Origin of the sequence: Lentzea xinjiangensis, assembly GCF_900110955.1 — a bacterium.
Classification (GTDB): domain Bacteria; phylum Actinomycetota; class Actinomycetes; order Mycobacteriales; family Pseudonocardiaceae; genus Lentzea; species Lentzea xinjiangensis.
Window position 1 is genome coordinate 123,469 of the sequence record NZ_FOFR01000004.1, and the last position, 18,217, is coordinate 141,685.

General features: G+C 70.6%; 15 protein-coding genes. 7 read left to right on the top strand and 8 right to left on the bottom strand.

Going from position 1 to position 18,217, the window contains the following annotated elements; genetic code table 11:
* Window positions 1–562: 562 nt before the first annotated feature.
* Window positions 563–1,135: a hypothetical protein gene (locus tag BMW88_RS12355; protein ID WP_143116050.1), complete on the top strand. Its 573-nt coding sequence runs from the start codon at window positions 563–565 to the stop codon at window positions 1,133–1,135.
* A 73-nt stretch (window positions 1,136–1,208) separates the two neighbouring features.
* On the opposite strand, the gene BMW88_RS12360 is transcribed toward BMW88_RS12355, so the two are convergent.
* From BMW88_RS12360 to BMW88_RS12380, 5 genes are all read right to left on the bottom strand, one after another.
* Window positions 1,209–2,444, bottom strand: a complete 1,236-nt coding sequence (locus tag BMW88_RS12360; protein ID WP_089950823.1) for a beta-ketoacyl-[acyl-carrier-protein] synthase family protein — start codon at window positions 2,442–2,444, stop codon at window positions 1,209–1,211.
* Window positions 2,441–2,677, bottom strand: coding sequence for an acyl carrier protein (locus tag BMW88_RS12365; protein ID WP_089950824.1), 237 nt, complete (start codon window positions 2,675–2,677; stop codon window positions 2,441–2,443). The genes BMW88_RS12360 and BMW88_RS12365 overlap by 4 nt, the downstream gene beginning before the upstream one ends.
* A gap of 31 nt (window positions 2,678–2,708) precedes the next feature.
* Window positions 2,709–3,683 carry a beta-ketoacyl-ACP synthase III gene (locus BMW88_RS12370; RefSeq protein WP_245777734.1) on the bottom strand — a complete coding sequence of 325 codons (975 nt, stop codon included), beginning with the start codon at window positions 3,681–3,683 and terminating at the stop codon, window positions 2,709–2,711.
* A gap of 23 nt (window positions 3,684–3,706) precedes the next feature.
* A complete protein-coding gene (locus BMW88_RS12375; RefSeq protein WP_089950826.1) occupies window positions 3,707–4,636 on the bottom strand; it encodes an ACP S-malonyltransferase in 930 nt (309 codons plus the stop codon).
* A gap of 194 nt (window positions 4,637–4,830) precedes the next feature.
* The gene (locus tag BMW88_RS12380; protein WP_089950827.1) at window positions 4,831–6,030 is read right to left on the bottom strand and encodes a PucR family transcriptional regulator; all 1,200 of its coding nucleotides are present in this window, start codon (window positions 6,028–6,030) and stop codon (window positions 4,831–4,833) included.
* A 121-nt stretch (window positions 6,031–6,151) separates the two neighbouring features.
* Here BMW88_RS12380 and BMW88_RS12385 point away from each other — a divergent pair, with 121 nt between their 5' ends.
* The 3 genes from BMW88_RS12385 to BMW88_RS12395 all read left to right on the top strand — a co-directional run bounded on the left by BMW88_RS12385 (window position 6,152) and on the right by BMW88_RS12395 (window position 9,899).
* Window positions 6,152–7,708 carry an alpha/beta fold hydrolase gene (locus BMW88_RS12385; RefSeq protein WP_245777735.1) on the top strand — a complete coding sequence of 519 codons (1,557 nt, stop codon included), beginning with the start codon at window positions 6,152–6,154 and terminating at the stop codon, window positions 7,706–7,708.
* A 220-nt stretch (window positions 7,709–7,928) separates the two neighbouring features.
* Window positions 7,929–8,702 carry a mechanosensitive ion channel family protein gene (locus tag BMW88_RS12390; protein WP_089950829.1) on the top strand — a complete coding sequence of 258 codons (774 nt, stop codon included), beginning with the start codon at window positions 7,929–7,931 and terminating at the stop codon, window positions 8,700–8,702.
* A 153-nt stretch (window positions 8,703–8,855) separates the two neighbouring features.
* A complete protein-coding gene (locus BMW88_RS12395; protein WP_089950830.1) occupies window positions 8,856–9,899 on the top strand; it encodes a glucose-1-phosphate thymidylyltransferase in 1,044 nt (347 codons plus the stop codon).
* Here the strand turns inward: BMW88_RS12395 and BMW88_RS12400 are convergent.
* A complete protein-coding gene (locus BMW88_RS12400) occupies window positions 9,896–10,939 on the bottom strand; it encodes a winged helix DNA-binding domain-containing protein (protein WP_089950831.1) in 1,044 nt (347 codons plus the stop codon). The genes BMW88_RS12395 and BMW88_RS12400 overlap by 4 nt on opposite strands.
* Window positions 10,940–10,948: 9 nt before the next feature.
* Window positions 10,949–12,043 carry a phytase gene (locus tag BMW88_RS12405; RefSeq protein ID WP_089950832.1) on the bottom strand — a complete coding sequence of 365 codons (1,095 nt, stop codon included), beginning with the start codon at window positions 12,041–12,043 and terminating at the stop codon, window positions 10,949–10,951.
* A gap of 55 nt (window positions 12,044–12,098) precedes the next feature.
* On the opposite strand from BMW88_RS12405, the gene pnuC reads away from it, so the two are divergent.
* From pnuC to BMW88_RS43200, 3 genes are all read left to right on the top strand, one after another.
* Window positions 12,099–12,722: a nicotinamide riboside transporter PnuC gene (pnuC, locus tag BMW88_RS12410; protein WP_089950833.1), complete on the top strand. Its 624-nt coding sequence runs from the start codon at window positions 12,099–12,101 to the stop codon at window positions 12,720–12,722.
* A complete protein-coding gene (locus BMW88_RS12415; protein ID WP_089950834.1) occupies window positions 12,719–13,888 on the top strand; it encodes a M14 family zinc carboxypeptidase in 1,170 nt (389 codons plus the stop codon). The genes pnuC and BMW88_RS12415 overlap by 4 nt, the downstream gene beginning before the upstream one ends.
* Before the next feature lie 134 nt (window positions 13,889–14,022).
* Window positions 14,023–15,213, top strand: a complete 1,191-nt coding sequence (locus tag BMW88_RS43200) for a GNAT family N-acetyltransferase (RefSeq protein ID WP_089950835.1) — start codon at window positions 14,023–14,025, stop codon at window positions 15,211–15,213.
* Between the two features lie 47 nt (window positions 15,214–15,260).
* Here the strand turns inward: BMW88_RS43200 and aceE are convergent, their stop codons facing one another.
* Window positions 15,261–18,020 (bottom strand): pyruvate dehydrogenase (acetyl-transferring), homodimeric type, encoded by a 2,760-nt coding sequence (gene aceE, locus BMW88_RS12425; protein WP_089950836.1) that lies wholly within the window; start codon window positions 18,018–18,020, stop codon window positions 15,261–15,263.
* Window positions 18,021–18,217 lie beyond the last annotated feature (197 nt).

Below are 18,217 nucleotides of genomic sequence, written 5' to 3' on the forward strand. Positions count from 1 at the left end.
GCATATTCCCGCACAATTCGGCGCCTATGGCCAATCCGCCGTTCGAGTCGTATGGGTAACCCGTTCGAGAGCAAAAGACCCAGGGTTACCGGCGCGTATGCAACTGTGGGTGATGAGGTTTGGAGCCGGATCACCCGGTTGCAAGGTTTGCTCATTGGTACATCCGCAGGAGTCGTCTGGATGGTCGCTAAACGGCACCGCGTGGTTCTCGATTTCACGGCTCGCTGAGCTGAGCTATTCCAGCTCAGTCGACACGTATAGTTGGCAGGGGACAACGGAGGTGCACGCACGGTGTTGTCTGCTCTTTGCGGGTGAAGCCGGAATTGCCTGCCAATGCGTGTTTGACGCGGCCGTACGGCGTAATCCTCTGAGCTGGACGGACCCATTCGTAGGAGTAGATTGCACATCAGCTTTTATGTAGCAGTCATTGTCTTGCTACATGCATCTTGCCTAATCGGTGATCGATGTCCCTTTTTCGGGTGAAATTGATGTCCACGTGTAACGGCGCCGTCCGTGAGCGGTCCTCGGCTGCCTGGGCGTGTCGTCCGGCTAGGCTGCGTGCGTGGGGAGCGTGGCGAGCCGCTGGCTGGTGCCGGCCGTCGTGGTGATCACCGGCGCCGCGGTGGCGGCCGGGATGGTGGGGCGGACCGTGTACTCGCGCCCGGCCGAGGCGAAGGGGGCTCCGGCCGTCGCGTCCTCGTCCGTCGCCGGGCCGGTCCCGGGGTCCGCCGAAGTGCGGTTGAGCCCCGACTCCTTCACCCACCCCGACCGGTCGGCCGTGCAGCGGGTGCTGCAGACGTACTTCGACTCGATCAACGCCCGCGACTTCGGGGTCTGGCGGTCCGTCGTGTCCGCCCGGCGGGCGTCCCAGGCCGTCGAGTCGACGTGGGCGGCCGCGTACGAGTCCACCCGCGACGGCGGGATGGTGGTGCAGCGGATCGAGTCCGACGTGCCCGGCCGGCGGTTGCGGGTGCTGATCTCGTTCGTCTCCACCCAGGACGTCGCCAAGGCCCCCGTCGCCCTGCCGGAACCCTGCATCCGCTGGCGGGTCGTGTACGTGCTGGCGTGGGAGGGCGGGGAGCTCAAGGTGGACGACGCGCCGGAGAACCGGTCTCCCCAGATGGAGAAGTGCTGAGCGGGCCCCGGTGGGAAACACGTCGCCCCGGCCTGCGCGGGCAGACCGGGGCGGCGTGTGCGTGCGGGTGGAGCTAGGCCGGGGTGAAGGCCAGGGCCACGTTGTGGCCGCCGAACCCGAACGAGTCGTTCACCGCGGCGTCGAGCTTGATCTTGCGGGGTTCGCCCGCCACCACGTCCAGCGTCACCGCCGGGTCGAGGTTCTCCAGGTTGAGCGTCTGGGGAACGATGCCGTCGCGGATCGACAGGACCGTCACGATGGCCTCCACCGCGCCCGCCGCGCCCAGCAGGTGGCCCAGCGCGCCCTTCGGGGCGGTCAGGACCGGGTGGTCACCGATCGCCTTGCGGATCGCCACGGTCTCCGCGACGTCGCCCACCGGGGTGGACGTGGCGTGGCAGTTCACGTGGCCGACGTCGGACGGGTCGATGCCGCCGGAGCGCAGGGCTGCGGCGATGGCACGCGACTGGCCGACGCCCTCGGGGTCGGGGGCGGTGATGTGGTAGCCGTCGGCCGAGGTGCCGATGCCCGCCAGGCGGCCGTAGACGCGCGCGCCCCTGGCCTCGGCGAACTCGCGGCGTTCCAGGACCATGACGCCCGCGCCCTCACCGAGGACGAAGCCGTCGCGGCCCGTGTCGAACGGGCGCGAGGCCTTCTCCGGCTCGTCGTTGCGGGTGCTCATGGTGCGGGCCTGGGAGAAGCCCGCGACCGGGATCGCCGTGATGCACGCTTCCGCGCCGCCCGCCACGACCACGTCGGCCTCACCCGACTTGATCATGCGGTAGGCCCACGCGATGGCCTCGGCGCCGGACGCGCAGGCGGAGACCGGGGCGTGCACGCCCGCCTGGGCCTTGAGCTCCAGGCCCACGTGCGCGGCCGGGCCGTTCGGCATCAGCATCGGGACCGTCAGCGGCGACACCTTGCGCAGGCCGTGCTGCTCCAGGAGGTCGTCCTGGGTCAGCAGGGTGATCGCGCCGCCGATGCCCGTGCCGATGATGACGGCGAGGCGCTGGCGGTCGACGGTGTCGTCGCCGTGGCCCGCGTCGGCCCACGCCTGGCGGGACGCCACGATGGCGACCTGCTCGGAGCGGTCCAGGCGCCTCGCCTCGACGCGGGGCAGGACTTCGGTGGGGTCGACGACGAGCTGGGACGCGATCTTCACCGGCAGGTCGTACTTCTCGACCCACTCGTGGGTCATCCTGCCGACCCCGCTCTTGCCGGCGAGCAGCGCGTCCCAGGTGGACGTGACGTCACCGCCGAGCGGGGTGGTGGCGCCCAGCCCGGTGATGACGACGTCGACCTCGGAACTCACTTGTTGCTGGTGATGTAGTTCACCGCGTCACCAACGGTCTTGAGGTTCGCCAGCTCGTCGTCCGGGATCTTCACGCCGAACTTGTCCTCGGCCTGGACGGCGATCTCGACCATCGACAGCGAGTCGATGTCGAGGTCGTCCACGAAGGACTTCTCAGCGGTGACGTCGTCGGCGGCCACGCCGGCGACCTCTTCGACGATCTCGGCAAGACCGGTAAGGACGTTGTCGCTCACTGAAGTTCCCTTTCGGTTGAAACGGTGAAAATCATGGGCACCGGACCACCTGTCCCGCGTAGGACAGACCTGCGCCGAACCCGACCATCAGCACCACGTCTCCGCTGGAGATCTCGCCCGCCGCCCGCATGTGGTCCAGTGCCATGGGGATCGAGGCCGAGGAGGTGTTGCCGGATTCGACGATGTCTCGAGCGACCTTCAGGTCCTCGCGCGCACCATTGTTGCGCAGGCGCTTGGCGATCGCCTCGATGATCCGCAGGTTCGCCTGGTGCGGGGCGAACACGTCCACGTCGGACAGCGCGACGCCCGCGAGCTCGGCGGCGCGGAGCGCGACCGGCGCGATCTGGGTCGTCGCCCAGCGGAAGACCGTCTGGCCTTCCTGGTGGATGAAGGAGTCGCGGTCGGTGATGGAGATGACCTCGGCCATGTCGCCGGCGGAACCCCACGCGACGGGGCCGATCTGGTTGTCGTCGCTCGCGCCGATCACGACGGCGCCCGCGCCGTCCGCGAAGATGATCGCGGTCGAGCGGTCGTCGAGGTCGGTCCAGTCGGTGAGCTTCTCCGCGCCGATGACGAGGACGTTCCGCGCGGTGCCGGCGCGGACGAGGTCCGCCCCGGTCGCGACGGCGTAGCAGAAGCCGGCGCACGCGGCGTTGAGGTCGAACGCGGCGGCCGCCTTGATGCCGATCTTGTCGGCGACCTGCGCGGCGGCGTTCGGGATCGTCGACGGCATGGTGCACGTCGCCACGATCACCGCGCCGATGTCGGACGGCGAGATGCCCGCGTCCTCGATCGCCCTGCGGCCCGCGGTGACGGCCATGTCCACGACGCCCTCGTCCTTGGCCGCGAACCGCCGGTTCACGATGCCGACGCGTTCGCGGATCCACTCGTCGGAGGTGTCCATGCGCTCGGCGAGGTCGTGGTTGCTCACCACCGTCTCCGGCTGGTAGCTGCCGAGACCGATGATGCGGCTGCCCGCGGAAGCTTGCGGGGCGGTGAAAGGCACAGCGGTCGTCCCTGAGAAGGTCATTACTGCGTGGCTCCAACGGTGTCGAAGAGCTCCGCGACCTTCTCGAGCTGGTCGGGGGTCTTCAGGGCGAGGGTGGCGGTGCCCTTCATGGCCCGCTTGGCGAGACCCGTGAGCGCGCCGGCGGGCGGCAGCTCGACCGAGCCGGTGACGCCCTTCTCGACGAGGGTCGCCTGGCAGACGTCCCAGCGCACCGGGCTGGTGACCTGGGTGACCAGGCGGCGCAGCACCTCGGTGCCCTCGGTGACGGCCTGACCGTCCTTGTTGGACAGCAGCGGCATCAACGGGTCGTGCGTGGTGACTTCGGCGGCGCGCTCGCGCACGGCGTCTTCCGCGGGCGCCATGTACTTCGTGTGGAACGCGCCCGCGACGGCCAGCTTGCGGACCTTCGCCGTGCCCGGCGGGTTCTCCGCGAGCTCGTCGAGGGCGGCGCGCGGACCGGCCGCGACGATCTGGCCCGCGCCGTTGCGGTTGGCGGGGACGAGACCGAGCTGATCGAGCCGCGCCAGCACCTCCGGCTCGTCGCCGCCGAGGACCGCGGCCATGCCGGTCGGCTCCAGGGCGCACGCCTGCGCCATCGCGGCGCCGCGCACACCGGCCAGGGCGACCGCGTCGTCGGCGCTGATGACGCCCGCGATCGACGCGGCGGCCAGCTCGCCGACCGAGTGACCCGCGACGATCACGCCGGCGGGCAGCTCGACGCGGCGGCGCAGCTCACCGAAAGCGAGCAGGGTGAGCGCCACGACCAGCGGCTGGGTGATCGCGGTGTCGACGATCTCCTCGGCTTCCGCGGTGGTGCCGAGCCGCACGAGGTCGAGGCCCGTGATCTCCGACCACGTGCGGACCTGCTTCTCCGCCCCCTCCAGTTCGAGCCAGGGGGTGAGCATGCCGGGCGTCTGGGACCCTTGTCCGGGCGCGAGGAGTGCGATCACGTCGATTACTAAAGCCGGTGGACCCACCGGTACCCCATGCCGCAAAGGACGAAGTACGGCGATCGTATTTGTAGAGATCCTACAAAACTGCCGCCCACGCGCACCGTCCGCGACGTATCGCCAGCTCAGCGCCTCGGTGACTCGTTTGGCCCTCACCCTAACGGATGTGTGCGAAGTCCGTCACAGCCTGTTCGCTACCACAGGCCCCGTGCGCGGGCAAGGCGTCCTACAGACAAAGCGACGCGGAGCACAAGCGCGTCTCGAGCGTCGTGTGCATTTCTTCCCGTCATTTCCTGAACTCGCCGAAGGCGATATCTCACCGTGTTCGGGTGCACGAACAGTCTTTTCGCGCACGTCTCCAGCACGCCGCCGACCTCCAGGAACGCGTCCACGGTCTCCAGCAGCGCGCCGCCCGCGTCCTCCAGCGGCCGGGCGACCCTGTCGACGAGCTGCCACTCGGCCTCCGGGTCGCCCGCGAGGGCCCGTTCCGGCAGCAGGTCGAGGGAGCGGACCGGGCGCGGCGCGGCGGGCCAGCCCACGACCGCGCGCAGCCCGCTCAGCGCGTCGCTCGCGCTGCGGTGGGCCTCGGACAGGCTCGCCACGGTCGGTCCCGCGACCACGGGTCCCTCGCCGAAGCCCTCGGCGATGCGCCCCAGCACGTCCTCCCCGGTCTCGGTCGGGCCGCCGAGCACGACGACCAGCCGCGAGCCCTGCACGGACAGCAGCACCGGCCGGCCCGCGCGGGCGGCCTTGCTGCGCACGGAGTAGACGATCGTCGGCGGGTCCTCCCCGCCGGGGTTGCCGACCAGCACCGTCGCCTCGAGCGCGGGGTCCCAGCCGAGCGCGGTGGCCCTGCTGAGCAGGGACTCCTCGGGATCGCCGCGCACGACGCCGTCCACGACCAGCGCTTCGAGCCGCGCGTCCCACGCGCCGCGGGCCTCGGCGGCGGCGGCGTAGGAGGTGGCGGCGGAGAAGGCGATCTCGCGCCCGTACCGCAGCACGCCCTCCATCAGCAGCGCGCGCTCCGCCTCGGTCGCCGCCATCGCGGGCATCTGCTCCTCGAACCGCTCCAGCGCTATCCGGACCAGCTCGACGGTCTGGCGCAGGCTCACCCAGCGGGAGATGTCCTTGGGGGCGCTGCGGAACGCGTCCGCGGTCAGCCGGATCGCCTGCTGGCGGTCGTGCAGCCACTCGACGAAGCCCGCCACGCCGTTCTGGATCAGCAGCAGCACGCTCGCGCGCTGGTCGGCGGGCATCCGGGCGAACCACGGCAGCCGCTGCTCCATCTCGGCCACGCTCGCGGTCGCGAGCGACCCGGACGCGCGCTCGATCTTGCGCATCGTGCGGGCGGAGAGGGTGGGCGGGTGCTCCTCCTTCGCCGGAACCTTCGTCATAGCCGCAGCTTAAGGCGTTGGAGATGACATCACCGGGACGGGTGACGGAACCCGCGGAGCCGGTTCGGCGGCCATACCTTCGGGCAGCAGAGGTTCTTTACGTACGGCGCGGAGGTTCGTCTTGCCCAGGTACTCGTTCCTCACCCTCGGCGTGGTGGCACTTCTGACGACGGGCGCGGCCGCGTCCGCGGACCCTCCCGACCCGCTCACCGCGTTCTACGCCCAGCCCGTCGCGTGGGCGCCGTGCCAGGGAAAGCTCACCCAGCTCGAGTGCGCCACGCTCGTCGCGCCGCTCGACTACACCAGGCCCGCTGGCGACCGGATCACCCTCACGATCAGCCGCAAGAGGGCGGCGGCGCCCGAGCGCCGGCGCGGCGTGCTGTTCACCAACCCGGGCGGACCCGGCGGCTCCGGGCTCGGCCTGCCGCAGTTCCTCGCGAGGTCCGAGCTCGGGCAGGTCTACGACCTGATCGGCATCGACCCGCGGGGCGTCGGCCGCTCGACGGCGCTGAACTGCCGCACCGCGCCCGCCATCGCCGCGCCGGAGTCCCGGCCGGGCGACGGCGAGTTCGCCCGGTGGGCGGCGGAGGCGCGCGCCGCCGAGGAGGCCTGCCAGCAGTCCGCCGGGGGGATCCGGCAGTTCATCAACACCCCCAACACCGCGCGCGACATGGACGTCGTGCGGGCCGTGCTGGGCGAGGCGAAGATCAACTACTTGGGCTACTCCTACGGCACGTACCTGGGCGCGGTGTACGGGACGTTGTTCCCGCACCGGCTCGACCGCAGCGTGCTCGACTCGGCCGTGCACCCGGAGTGGGTCTGGCACGAGCAGTTCCGCCAGCAGGCCGTCGCCTACCGGCACGGCGCCGAGGCGTGGGCGTCGTGGGTGGCGGAGCGCAGCGAGAAGTTCGGGCTGGGCAAGTCGCGCGACGAGGTGATGGCCGAGGTCGAGAAGGTCGCCGCGAAGCTGCACACCACGCCGATCGGCGAGCACGACCGGTCCTCCTTCGACGGCGCGGTCGGCGTGGGCGCGCGCTACCGCCCGCTGTGGTCGGACCTCGCGACGATCGTGACCAAGCTGAGGTCGGGTGACCAGCCGGCGACCGCCGAGGCCGCCGCGGCGGGGCAGCTGCTCGCGAAGACCGGGCTGCAGGAGCTGCGGTCGGGCGTGTTCGACACGGTCACCTGCGAGGCGGACTGGCCGACCGACCTGCACGTCTACTACGAGGACATGCGGATCTTCCGCGAGCGCTACCCGTACGGCTTCGGCATCGTCAGGGCCGCCCCGATGACGTGCACGTTCCGGTCGTTCACCCCGCCGGAGGCGCCGGTCAGGATCGCGCGCGACGGCTACCCGGTCGGGATCGTCGTGCAGTCGGAGGGTGACACGCAGACCCAGTACGCGAGCGGACCCGCGATGGCGGCGCGGCTCGGCCACAACCTGATCACCGTCGTGGACGAGGGCAAGCACGGCCTCTACAACGGCGGCAACTCCTGCGTGGACCGGAAGGTCAACCGGTACCTGATCGACGGGGCGCTGCCGGGCAGCAGCACCCAGTGCGCGGGCGACCCGCGGCCGGAGGTGCCGCAGGACGGTCAGGCGGGTGCGCCGCCCGCGTTGTCGCAGGGCCGGATCGAGGGCTACCTGGCCGGGCGCGGGCTCTCCGCCCAGACGTAGCGGGTCGGGGGAGAAACGTGGAAGCGCCCGCCACGGAGCGTGGCGGGCGCTTCCCTCTCCCCGGTCCCCACCGGTAGTTCCACTGTGTACTGCCAGGGGACAAAAATCCACGTCAGCCACCCTTTCGTGTCACGGTGTCGCGATTGCCGGGCGGTGTGATCCACGAAACGATCAACCGGTCGGATCTTCACTCACCGCAACTTCGTTCGAGGAGGGCCCCGTGGGCTCCCAAATCACCGAGGGCCTGGGCCAGGCGTGGGCGATGGTCGCCACGTTCGTGCCGAAGCTGCTCGGTTTCCTGCTCGTCCTGCTGATCGGCTGGTTCATCGCCAAGGCCCTCGCCAAGGGCGTCCGGTTCCTGCTCAAGCGCGTCGGCTTCGAGAAGCTCGTCGACAGGTCCGGCCTGAACAGCGCGATGAAGCAGTCGTCGATGGACGCGAGCGGCCTGATCGCCAAGATCGTGTACTACTTCGTGCTGCTCATCGCGTTGCAGCTCGCGTTCGGCGTCTTCGGCGCCTCGAACCCGGTCAGCACGCTGCTGAACGAGGTCATCGCCTACCTGCCGCGCATCGTCGTGGCCGTGGTGCTGGTGATCGTCGCGTCGGCGATCGGCACGGCGCTGAAGGGCCTCGTGACCGGTGCGCTGGGCCAGCGCTCGTACACGCGGATCCTGGGCAACATCACCTACGGCTTCGTGATGGCGCTCGGCGTCATCGCGGCCCTCAACCAGCTCGGCATCGCGGTCTCGGTGACCATGCCGGTGCTGATCGCCGTGCTCGCCACCGTCGCCGGCGTGGTCGTCATCGGTGTGGGTGGCGGCCTGGTCCGGCCGATGCAGGCGCGCTGGGAGGGCTGGCTGAACCGCGTGCAGGACGAGGCGGCGGCCGCGCAGTCGCCGACGCCTCGCGCCTCGCAGGAGACGCCGGCGGGCATGAGCGCACGGGCCGGTGACCCCCCGACCACGCCGGTGAGCCTGCCGAAGACCGAGCTGTAGTTCCGGGAAGCACGTCCCAGCCCGTGGAAGGGGCCCGGCGCAAACATCGCGCGCAGGGCCCCTTCCTCGTGTTCTGACGGTTCTCCAGTTCCGGTCCACCGCGCGCACCCAGCCTCGTACCCACCCGAACTGTTCCGTCGCGGTGGAGGACCTATGAAAGCCCTAGTGCTGTCGCCGGGCGTGCGCCCGGCCGGACACTCCCTGCCCAGGTACGTCGTTCCCATCGCCAACAAGCCGGTGCTCGAGTACGCCGTGGAGAACCTGCGGGACGTCGGGATCACCGAGATCGGCATCGTCGTCGGCGAGGGCGGCCGGGAGATCTCCGAGCTGTTCGGCGACGGCGCCCACCTCGGTGTGTCGCTCACCTACCTCCGGCAGGACGCGGCGCTGGGCCTCGCGCACTGCGTGCGGATCGCCCGGCCGTTCCTCGGTGACGACGACTTCGTGCTGTACCTGGGGGACAACGTGCTGGCCGAGGGCATCGGCCAGATCGCGGACGAGTTCGCGCGGCTGCGCCCGTCCGCGCAGGTGCTCGTGGACAAGGTGGCGGACCCGAGCCGGTACGGCGTCGCGGAGGTGGACGAGAACTCGCGCGTGACGCGGCTGGTCGAGCACCCGCGGGAGCCGCGCAGCGACCTCGCGATGATCGGCGTCTACTTCTTCACGCCCGCGATCCACCCCGCCGTGGACGCGATCGAGCCGTCGTGGCGCGGCGAGTTCGAGATCACCGACGCGTTGCAGTGGCTCGTCACCAACGAACGCGACGTGCGGGCGCGGATCTACTCGGGGTTCTGGAAGGACACCGGGGAGGTCGAGGACGTGCTGGAGTGCAACCGCGAGCTGCTGATGGGGCTGCGGACCGACATCCAGGGCGTCGTCGACGCCGAGTCGCGGCTGATCGGCGAGGTCGTGGTCGAGGAGGGCGCGCGCGTGGTGCGGTCGTGCATCGTCGGCCCCGCGATCATCGGCGCCGGGACGCTGGTGGAGGAGTCCATCGTCGGGCCGTACACGTCGATCGGCGCGGACTGCCGGATCACGGAGTCCGGGGTGGCCGACTCGATCGTGCTGAACGAGGCGTCCGTGCACAACGTGTCCGGGATCGAGACGTCGCTGATCGGGCGCCGGGCCAGGGTCGGGTCGGCGCGCCAGCACCGGCTGGTCGTCGGTGACGGCGCGCACGTCGACGTGGCCGCCTAGAACCGGCCGAGCCAGTCCTGAAGGCGGTCGCACTCCTGCGCGACCGCCTTCTGCCTGCTGCGGGGCAGTGGGGCGAGGTGGTCGACGGTGATCGTGCGCTCCTTGGTGACGGCCCACGTCGCGGCGACGTAGCCGTCGACGAGGACCGTGGGCTTGCCGCCGATGACGACGCCGAGCCGGTCGTCCGCGATGACCCGGCGCCGGTCGGCGTGGGCGAGCAGGACGTTGTCGAACTCGGGCAGCAGCCGCACGGGCAGCGGAGTGTCCTGGTCGGGGCGCGGGGCGTCGGGCAGGTCGAACAGCTCCCGGCCCGCCTCGTCGCGGAAGGTCAGCAACCGCGGCCGCAGTGCCTCGAACACCTCACCGAGCTTGGTCAGGCCGGACCACTGCTGCGCGTCCATGACCGCCGCCGGGCCGAACGCCCCGAGGTAGCGCAGGACCAGTTCGGTCTTCGGCGTGGCCCGCGGCGACTCGCCCAGCCAGCTCTCGGCGGTCGTGCAGACGGCCCGGCCGCTGCGGTGCCACAGGCCCCGCGGCGGGAGCTGGACGAGCGGGAGCTTGTTGCGCAGGACGTTGCCGAGGACCGTGTGCTCGTGGCCGGGCCAGCGCTGCCCGAGCTGCCTGCCGGCGTCCGCGGTGCCCTGCGGGGTGTCCTCGAGGATCTTGCGGCCCGCCTCGGCGACCTCGTCCAAGTCGAGGCCCCGCAGGCGTGTCGCGAACGGCCCGCTCCGCAGTTCGCGGTCGAGCTTGAGCTGGGTGTGGGGCCTGAGCCCGAGGGCGTCCCGCGCGCTCACCAGGTGGATCGTGCCGCGCATGAGCAGGATGCGGACGGCCTGCCTGCCGGTGAGGAGGTCCTCGAGCTCCTGCGGCCGGAAGTCGCGGACGCGGCTCCAGAGGCCGATGTACGGGGACTTCGGTTCCTGCGCCTGGATGCCGACGAGGTGCTCGATGGTGGCGAGCGCGCTCCCGGTGGCGCGCTCGCGCAGCATCTGGCGTTCGATCAGCGCTCGGTTGAGCTGGTTCAGGTTCAGGGTCCCCATCGGGACAGGTTAGAACCTGATGAACGCGAACCCGGTGCCTTCTGGACGTTCGCCGTCGTGGACGACCAGCAGGTTGAGCTTGCCGAGGACGATGTCGGCGCCGTCGGAGTGCTCGACGTCCTTGATCCTGAAGTCCCGGAGGGGCGACATGTCGGCCTTGCGGTAGGCCACGAACCGCGAGTCGCCCTGGCTCGACGCGAGCAGCACGTCACCGGCGATGGCGAGCCCCTCGGCGTCGGCCTCGAGCCACTGGCCGCCGAAGCCGGGGTTCGGGCCGTCGGCCACGCACTCCTCCGTCTCCGGGTCGTACTTCTGCGGCGCGCCGAACGTGCGGACCTTGTCGACGAGCTGCGGCCGGCCGAAGCCGCCCGCGCGCAACGGGATGCGCCAGATGCCGACGTCCTCCTGCGCCGCGTACAGGGTGCTCGTCCGCTCGTCGATCACCATGCCCTCGACCTGGGGGCCCTCGCCCGGCTCGCCGCAGACCGTCCAGCTCCGGCCGTCCGGGAGGGTGAAGGTGCTCGGGAGGTCCAGAGTGGACACCTTCCTGGTGTCGTAGGTCCTGCCCGGCACGACGTGCAGCAGGGCGATGCTCGTCTCGTTGCGGCGGCTGGTGACGACGACGTCCCTGCCGTCGAGGCGTCCCGCGGCCAGGCCGTAGGCGGTGTGCTGGTCGTCGACCTCGGCCTCGGTCTTCGAGAACACCGGCGCCGTCGCGGGGTTCGTGACGTCCCTCACCCCGCGTTCGTCCACTTGGAACACCCGGATGCGGTCGCGGCCGCGGTCGCTCACGAACGCGAGGTCGCCCAGGACGTCGACGTTGTTGTAGCGGCCGGGCTTCGCGTCCGGCGTCGGCGGCAGCGGTGCGGGTTGGACGCCGATCGTGCGGCCGTTCAGGTCGAACGCCGCCAAGCCGCCTTCCTTGAGCGTGCCCAGGACCACGCTGCGTTCGGTGTTGCGCGGGTTCACCCAGATGGCCGGGTCGTCGGCGTCCGCCGGCTCGGCGAACGTCTGCGTGGTGACCGTCGGCGTGATGACGGGCGTCACGGCCACGGGCCCGGTGAGGAACAAAGGCACGAGCGCCAGTGCTAAGGAAGATGACATGGTGGGACCGTAGGAAACACCGGTATACGGCGACTGAACCGCGGGGGAACAAGCCGTGTGGTACGAGCTGGGATTGACGATTTTCGGCCAGAAGATCGCGTACACCGAGCTGGTCGGGCAGGTGCTGGCGCTCGCGGTGGTGTTCCTCGCGCAGCGCCGTTCACTCTTGACCTGGCCTGTTCAGCTGGTGTCGGTCGCTTTGCTGTTCACCGTCTATCTGTCCGCTCACCTGGGCGGCCTAGCGACCCGTCAGGTCGTCGTCGGGGCGATTGCCGTCTACGGCTGGTACGCGTGGGTGCGTCGCCGTGACCCGGTCTTCGGCGTGGTGGTGCGCAAGGGCTCCTGGCGGGAGCGCCTCGTGGTCGCCGGGGTCTTCGTGGCCGGCACGGTGGCGTTCGCGCTGGTGCTGGACCGGCTCGACGCCTCGTGGGCGCCGTGGCCCGACGCCGCGATCTTCGTCGGCACGATCCTGGCGTTCACCCTGCAGGGGCTGGGCCTGGTCGAGTTCTGGCTGGTCTGGCTGGTCGTGGACTTCGTGGGCGTGCCGCTGCAGATCCAGTCCGGCCTGTACTTCAGCGCGTTCGTCTACGTGATCTTCGCGGGCCTGGTGGTGCACGGCTTCATCGACTGGAACCGCACGGCCCGGCGGTTGACACAGGCGGCAAAGTCTCCCCTATGAGGGGACTGATCGCGTTACTGGCCGCTGCTTCGTTGCTGGTTCCCGTGCCCGCCCTCGCGGCGGAACCGCCGCGGACGGGTTTCGAGAAGACCGGGAACTGGACCACCGAGGCCGAGGAACAGGCCTACCTGCGCGCGACGGGCCTCCCGGTCACGCGGATCGGCACGACGGCCCAGGGCCGCCCGATCCAGCTCGTCCGGGTCGGTCCCCGGTCGGCGCGCACGGTGGTGGTCTTCATCTGCTCCCAGCACGGCGACGAGCCCGCCGGGCGCGAGGCGTGCCTGATCCGCATGCGCTCGCTGCCCAGGGCTTCCGGGACGACCTACCTCTTCGTCCCGAACGCGAACCCCGACGGCCGCGCCGCCGACACCCGCGGCAACTCGGCCGGCATCGACGTCAACCGGGACCACCTGCTGCTGCGCACCGCGGAGGCACGCGCGATGGCCGCGGTCTTCCGCGACTGGAAGCCCGACGTCATCCACGACCTGCACGAGTTCGGCCCCTCCGCGCCGTACTACGTGAAGGACGTCCTCTGGCTCTGGCCCCGCAACCTCAACGTCGCCGACGGCGTCCACGACCTCTCCGAGACGCTGTCCCGCTCGTACGTGCGCCCGTCGGTCGAGGCCGCCGGCCGCACCTCGGGCGTCTACGGCATCCACGTCGACCCGGTCACCGGTGAGCCCGTTCGCCAGGTGGCGGGCGACGGCCAGGAGCGCATCCTGCGCAACACCGGCGGCCTGAAGCACGGCATGGGCCTGCTGGTGGAGACCAACGTCGACAACACGCCCCGGTTCCGCGTCGAGTCGCACCTGAAGGCTTTGGACGGGACGCAGTCGTTCGTGCGCTCCGAGCGCCAAGCCGTCGAGGCCGCCACCGCCGCCTCCCGCGCCGTGCGGTCCGGCCCGCTGTACTTCGGCGGCGCGGACAACCAGGCCCCTGCCCCCGAGGACGTGCTGACGACCCCGCCGTGCGGCTACGTCCTCACCGGCGCCCAGTACCGCGACTTCGCGGACGAGCTCGCGCTGCACGGCGTCACGTCCCGGTACCTGCGCGGCGGTGACCGGATCGTGCCGCTGAAGCAACAGGCCCGCGCTCTCCTGCCCCTGCTCCTCGACGCCCGCGCCGACGAGCCGCTCCTGCACGCCCGGCCCGTCGCCCAGTGCTAGCCGCCTGACCTGCGGTTCTCCTCCCGGATGCAAAAGACGTTTGCGGACGTCCGCAAACGTCTTTTGCATCCGGGCGCGGAGGGACGCCGACATATCGATCGCGCTTGATCTTGTGAGCGTGCTGCGATGACCTCATGCGCGTGGAGCGGTACTGCTACTTCGCTCTGGTGAGCGAGACGGTGTCCGCGGCCGGTCTGTCGGCCCGGCTCGGCCTGGAACCGGACGAGCGGGGTGCGGGCACGTGGCGGATCGTCCGGCGGGGCGAGGAGCCGGTCCACGAGCAGGTCCGGAACCTCGTCGAACGGCTGGAGCCCTTCCGCGACGAGCTCGTCGCGCTCACCGCCGATCCCCGGACCACCGCCCGCCTGGTCGTGGTGCGCCAGTTCCGCGACGGCACCGACGGCCCTCGCGGCACCGACGGCACTGGCGTCGGCTGGCGGGTCGCCGCGGCGTCCATCGAGTTCCTCGCCGCGGTCCGCGCCTCGCTGGACGTCGACGAGTACGACCTGGTGGAGCCCCGCGACGACAGCCCGCGCCGGGTGGACGCCGGGCTGCTCGCGAGCATGGAGCAGAACCTCGCCGAGCACGCCTGCCACCTGCATCGGCACCTCACGCGGGCGACGGTGGCGGAGCCCGGTGACCTCCTGGTCGCCGACAGCGGCCTGGACGACGACACGTTCAACATCGTCGCCATGGCCCGGTTCACCCCGGAGACGGTCGTCGCCCGCGTCACGGAGACGGTGCGTGCCCTCCAGGCCTCCGGCCGGCCGTTCTCCTGGTGGGTCGGGCCCGCGTCGACCCCCGCGGACCTCGGGCCGGTGCTGACGCGGGCCGGCGTCACGGCGGCGGAGACCGAGGCGGCCATGTGGACCGACCTCGCGGACGCCGCTCTGCCAGAGCCCCGCGCGGACGGGCTGGAGATCCGCCGGGTGAGCACCGAGGCCGAGCTCGCGGACTACGCGGCGGTGCTGGCCGCGAACTGGGACCCGCCCGCTGCCGCGGTCCGCCGGTTCTACGCCGAGGTGGCACCGCACGCGTTGACCAGCCAAGCGCGCTACCTCGTCGGGTACGTGGACGGTCGTGCGGTGTGCACTGCGGAGGTGTTCCTGCACGCCGGTGTGGCCGGGATCTACAACATCGCAACACTCGCCGGAGATCGGCGGCGGGGCTATGGCGGCGCGATCACGCTTGCCGCGCTGCACACCGCACGCGCCGAGGGCTACCGAATCGCCGTTCTCCAGGCTTCTGCGGACGGTGAGCCCGTTTACCGGCGTCTGGGGTTCACCGTCGCCGGTCAGTTCACCGAGTACGCCCTCAGGACGTGAGAAGGGCCGTCCCGCGCACGGCGGGACGGCCCTTCTGCAACCGATGCCTACGCGAGGCCCGCGTCCGACGTGGACGGGCCGGCCGCCTGCACGTCGTCGATGCGGTACTTGCGGGCCGCCTCGACCACCTTGGCCTGCTCGACCTCGCCGCGGCGGGCCAGTGCGGCCAGCGTGGCGACGACGACGGACTCCGCGTCCACCAGGAAGTGGCGGCGGGCGGCCGGGCGGGTGTCGGAGAAGCCGAAGCCGTCCGTGCCCAGGGTCGTCATGTCGGTCGGCACGTACGGGCGGATCAGGTCCGGGATCGCCGACGCCCAGTCGGACACCGCGATGACCGGGCCCTGCACGTCCTTCAGCACCTGCGTCACGTACGGCACGCGCGGCTCGGCGTCCACGTGCAGCAGGTTGTGGCGGTCGGTCTCCACGGCCTCGCGGCGCAGCTCCGAGTACGACGTGGCGGACCACACGTCCGCGGAGACGCCCCACTCGTCGGCCAGCATCTGCTGGGCCTTGAGCGCCCACGGCAGGCCCACGCCGGAGCCGAGGATCTGGGCGCGGGGCCCGTCGGTCCGCGGGCCGTCCTGGTACTTGTAGAGACCGCGCAGGAGGCCTTCCACGTCCAGGTTCTCCGGCTCGGCCGGCTGGACGTACGGCTCGTTGTAGACGGTGATGTAGTAGAAGATGTTCTCGGCGTTCTCGCCGTACATCCTCCGCAGGCCGTCCTTGACGATGTGCGCCACCTCGAACGACCACGCCGGGTCGTAGGCGATCACGGCCGGGTTCGTGTGCGCCAGCAGCAGCGAGTGGCCGTCGGCGTGCTGCAGGCCCTCACCGGTCAGCGTGGTGCGGCCCGCGGTGGCACCCAGCACGAAGCCGCGCGCCATCTGGTCCGCCGCCGCCCACAGGCCGTCGCCCGTGCGCTGGAAGCCGAACATCGAGTAGAAGATGTAGATCGGGATCATCGGCTCGCCCTGCGTGGCGTAGGACGTGCCGACCGCCGTGAACGACGCCGTGGAACCCGCCTCGTTGATGCCCTCGTGCAGGATCTGGCCCTGCTCGCTCTCCTTGTAGGCGAGCATCAGGTTGGCGTCCACCGAGGTGTACGCCTGCCCGTTCGGGTTGTAGATCTTCTGCGTCGGGAACATGGAGTCCATGCCGAACGTGCGCGCCTCGTCCGGGATGATCGGGACGATGCGCGGGCCGATCTCCGGGTCCTTCGCGAGGTCGCGGACGAGCCGGACGAACGCCATCGTCGTGGCGACCTCCTGCTTGCCGGAACCGCGGCGAATGCCGTCGTAGACCTTGTCGCCCGGCAGCACCAGCGCCTTGGACTTCGTGCGGCGCTCCGGCACGAAACCACCGAGCTGGCGGCGGCGCTCCAGCATGTACTGGATCTCCGGCGAGTCCTGCCCGGGGTGGTAGTACGGCGGCAGGTACGGGTCCTTCTCGAGCACCTCGTCGGAGATCGGGATGCGCAGGCTGTCCCGGAAGCCCTTGAGGTCCTCCAGGGTCATCTTCTTCATCTGGTGCGTCGCGTTGCGCGCCGCGAAGTGCTTGCCGAGCGAGTAGCCCTTGATGGTCTTGGCGAGGATCACCGTCGGCTGGCCGACGGTCTCGGTGGCCGCCTTGTAGGCCGCGTAGACCTTGCGGTAGTCGTGGCCGCCGCGCTTGAGGTTCCACACCTCGTCGTCGCTCATGGCCTCGACGAGCGCCTTCGTCCGCGGGTCGCGGCCGAAGAAGTGCTCCTTGATGTAGGCGCCGTCGTTGGCCTTGTAGGTCTGGTAGTCGCCGTCCGGCGTGGCGTTCATCAGGTTCACGAGCGCGCCGTCGCGGTCCGCGTGCAGCAGCGCGTCCCACTCGCGGCCCCAGACGACCTTGATCACGTTCCAGCCGGCGCCGCGGAAGAACGACTCCAGCTCCTGGATGATCTTGCCGTTGCCGCGCACGGGACCGTCGAGGCGCTGCAGGTTGCAGTTGACGACGAACGTCAGGTTGTCGAGCTGCTCGTTGGCGGCGAGCTGGAGCAGGCCGCGCGACTCGGGCTCGTCCATCTCGCCGTCGCCCAGGAACGCCCACACGTGCTGGTCGGACGTGTCCTTGAAGCCGCGGTCGCGCAGGTAGCGGTTGAACCGCGCCTGGTAGATCGCGTTCATCGGGCCGATGCCCATGGAGACCGTGGGGAACTCCCAGAAGTCCGGCATCAGGCGCGGGTGCGGGTACGACGGCAGGCCGCCACCCGGACCGGCGTGCGAGTACTCCTGGCGGAAGCCGTCGAGCTGGTGCTCGGACAGCCGGCCCTCGAGGAACGCGCGGGCGTAGACACCGGGGGAGGCGTGGCCCTGGATGAAGACCTGGTCACCGCCACCGGGGTGGTTCTTGCCGCGGAAGAAGTGGTTGAAGCCGACCTCGTAGAGCGAGGCGCTGGACGCGTACGTCGAGATGTGGCCACCGACACCCACACCGGGACGCTGCGCGCGGTGCACCGTCATCGCCGCGTTCCACCGGATCCACGCGCGGTAGCGGCGTTCCACCTCCTCGTCACCGGGGAACCACGGCTCCCGCTCGGTGGGGATGGTGTTGACGTAGTCGGTGCTGGTCAGCGAGGGTACGCCGACCTGGTTCTCGCTCGCCCGCTCCAGCAGGCGCAGCATCAGATAGCGAGCCCGCTGCTGACCGCCGCCCTTGAGCACCTCGTCGAACGACTCCAGCCACTCCGACGTCTCTTCGGGGTCGATGTCCGGCAGGTGCGCTGCCAGGCCATCACGAATGACACGTACCCGCTCGGGGCCGGTGTTCTGCGGGCTCAAGGTGTCTCCTCGGCTTCGTTGGCGGTACTCGCGATGGCCCGGAAACCGTGCCACGCGCTCCTATCGTTGTCCTTGCGCGACGACTTCGTCATCGCTACTGATCGGTAGTTCTGGATCGTGTCGCTCACGCGCGCGCGATAAGAGGTATGTAGAGCGTGCCTCATGCCAGTCTAGGCATCTCCACAGGGGTCCGTGTT

Excerpts from the sequence above, each read along its gene's own strand:
- BMW88_RS12415 (WP_089950834.1), top strand. The coding sequence starts at position 12,719 with ATGAGGGGACTGATCGCGTTACTGGCCGCTGCTTCGTTGCTGGTTCCC.
- BMW88_RS12380 (WP_089950827.1), bottom strand. The coding sequence starts at position 6,030 with ATGACGAAGGTTCCGGCGAAGGAGGAGCACCCGCCCACCCTCTCCGCC.
- BMW88_RS43200 (WP_089950835.1), top strand. The coding sequence starts at position 14,023 with ATGCGCGTGGAGCGGTACTGCTACTTCGCTCTGGTGAGCGAGACGGTG.
- BMW88_RS12400 (WP_089950831.1), bottom strand. The coding sequence starts at position 10,939 with ATGGGGACCCTGAACCTGAACCAGCTCAACCGAGCGCTGATCGAACGC.
- BMW88_RS12405 (WP_089950832.1), bottom strand. The coding sequence starts at position 12,043 with ATGTCATCTTCCTTAGCACTGGCGCTCGTGCCTTTGTTCCTCACCGGG.
- BMW88_RS12395 (WP_089950830.1), top strand. The coding sequence starts at position 8,856 with ATGAAAGCCCTAGTGCTGTCGCCGGGCGTGCGCCCGGCCGGACACTCC.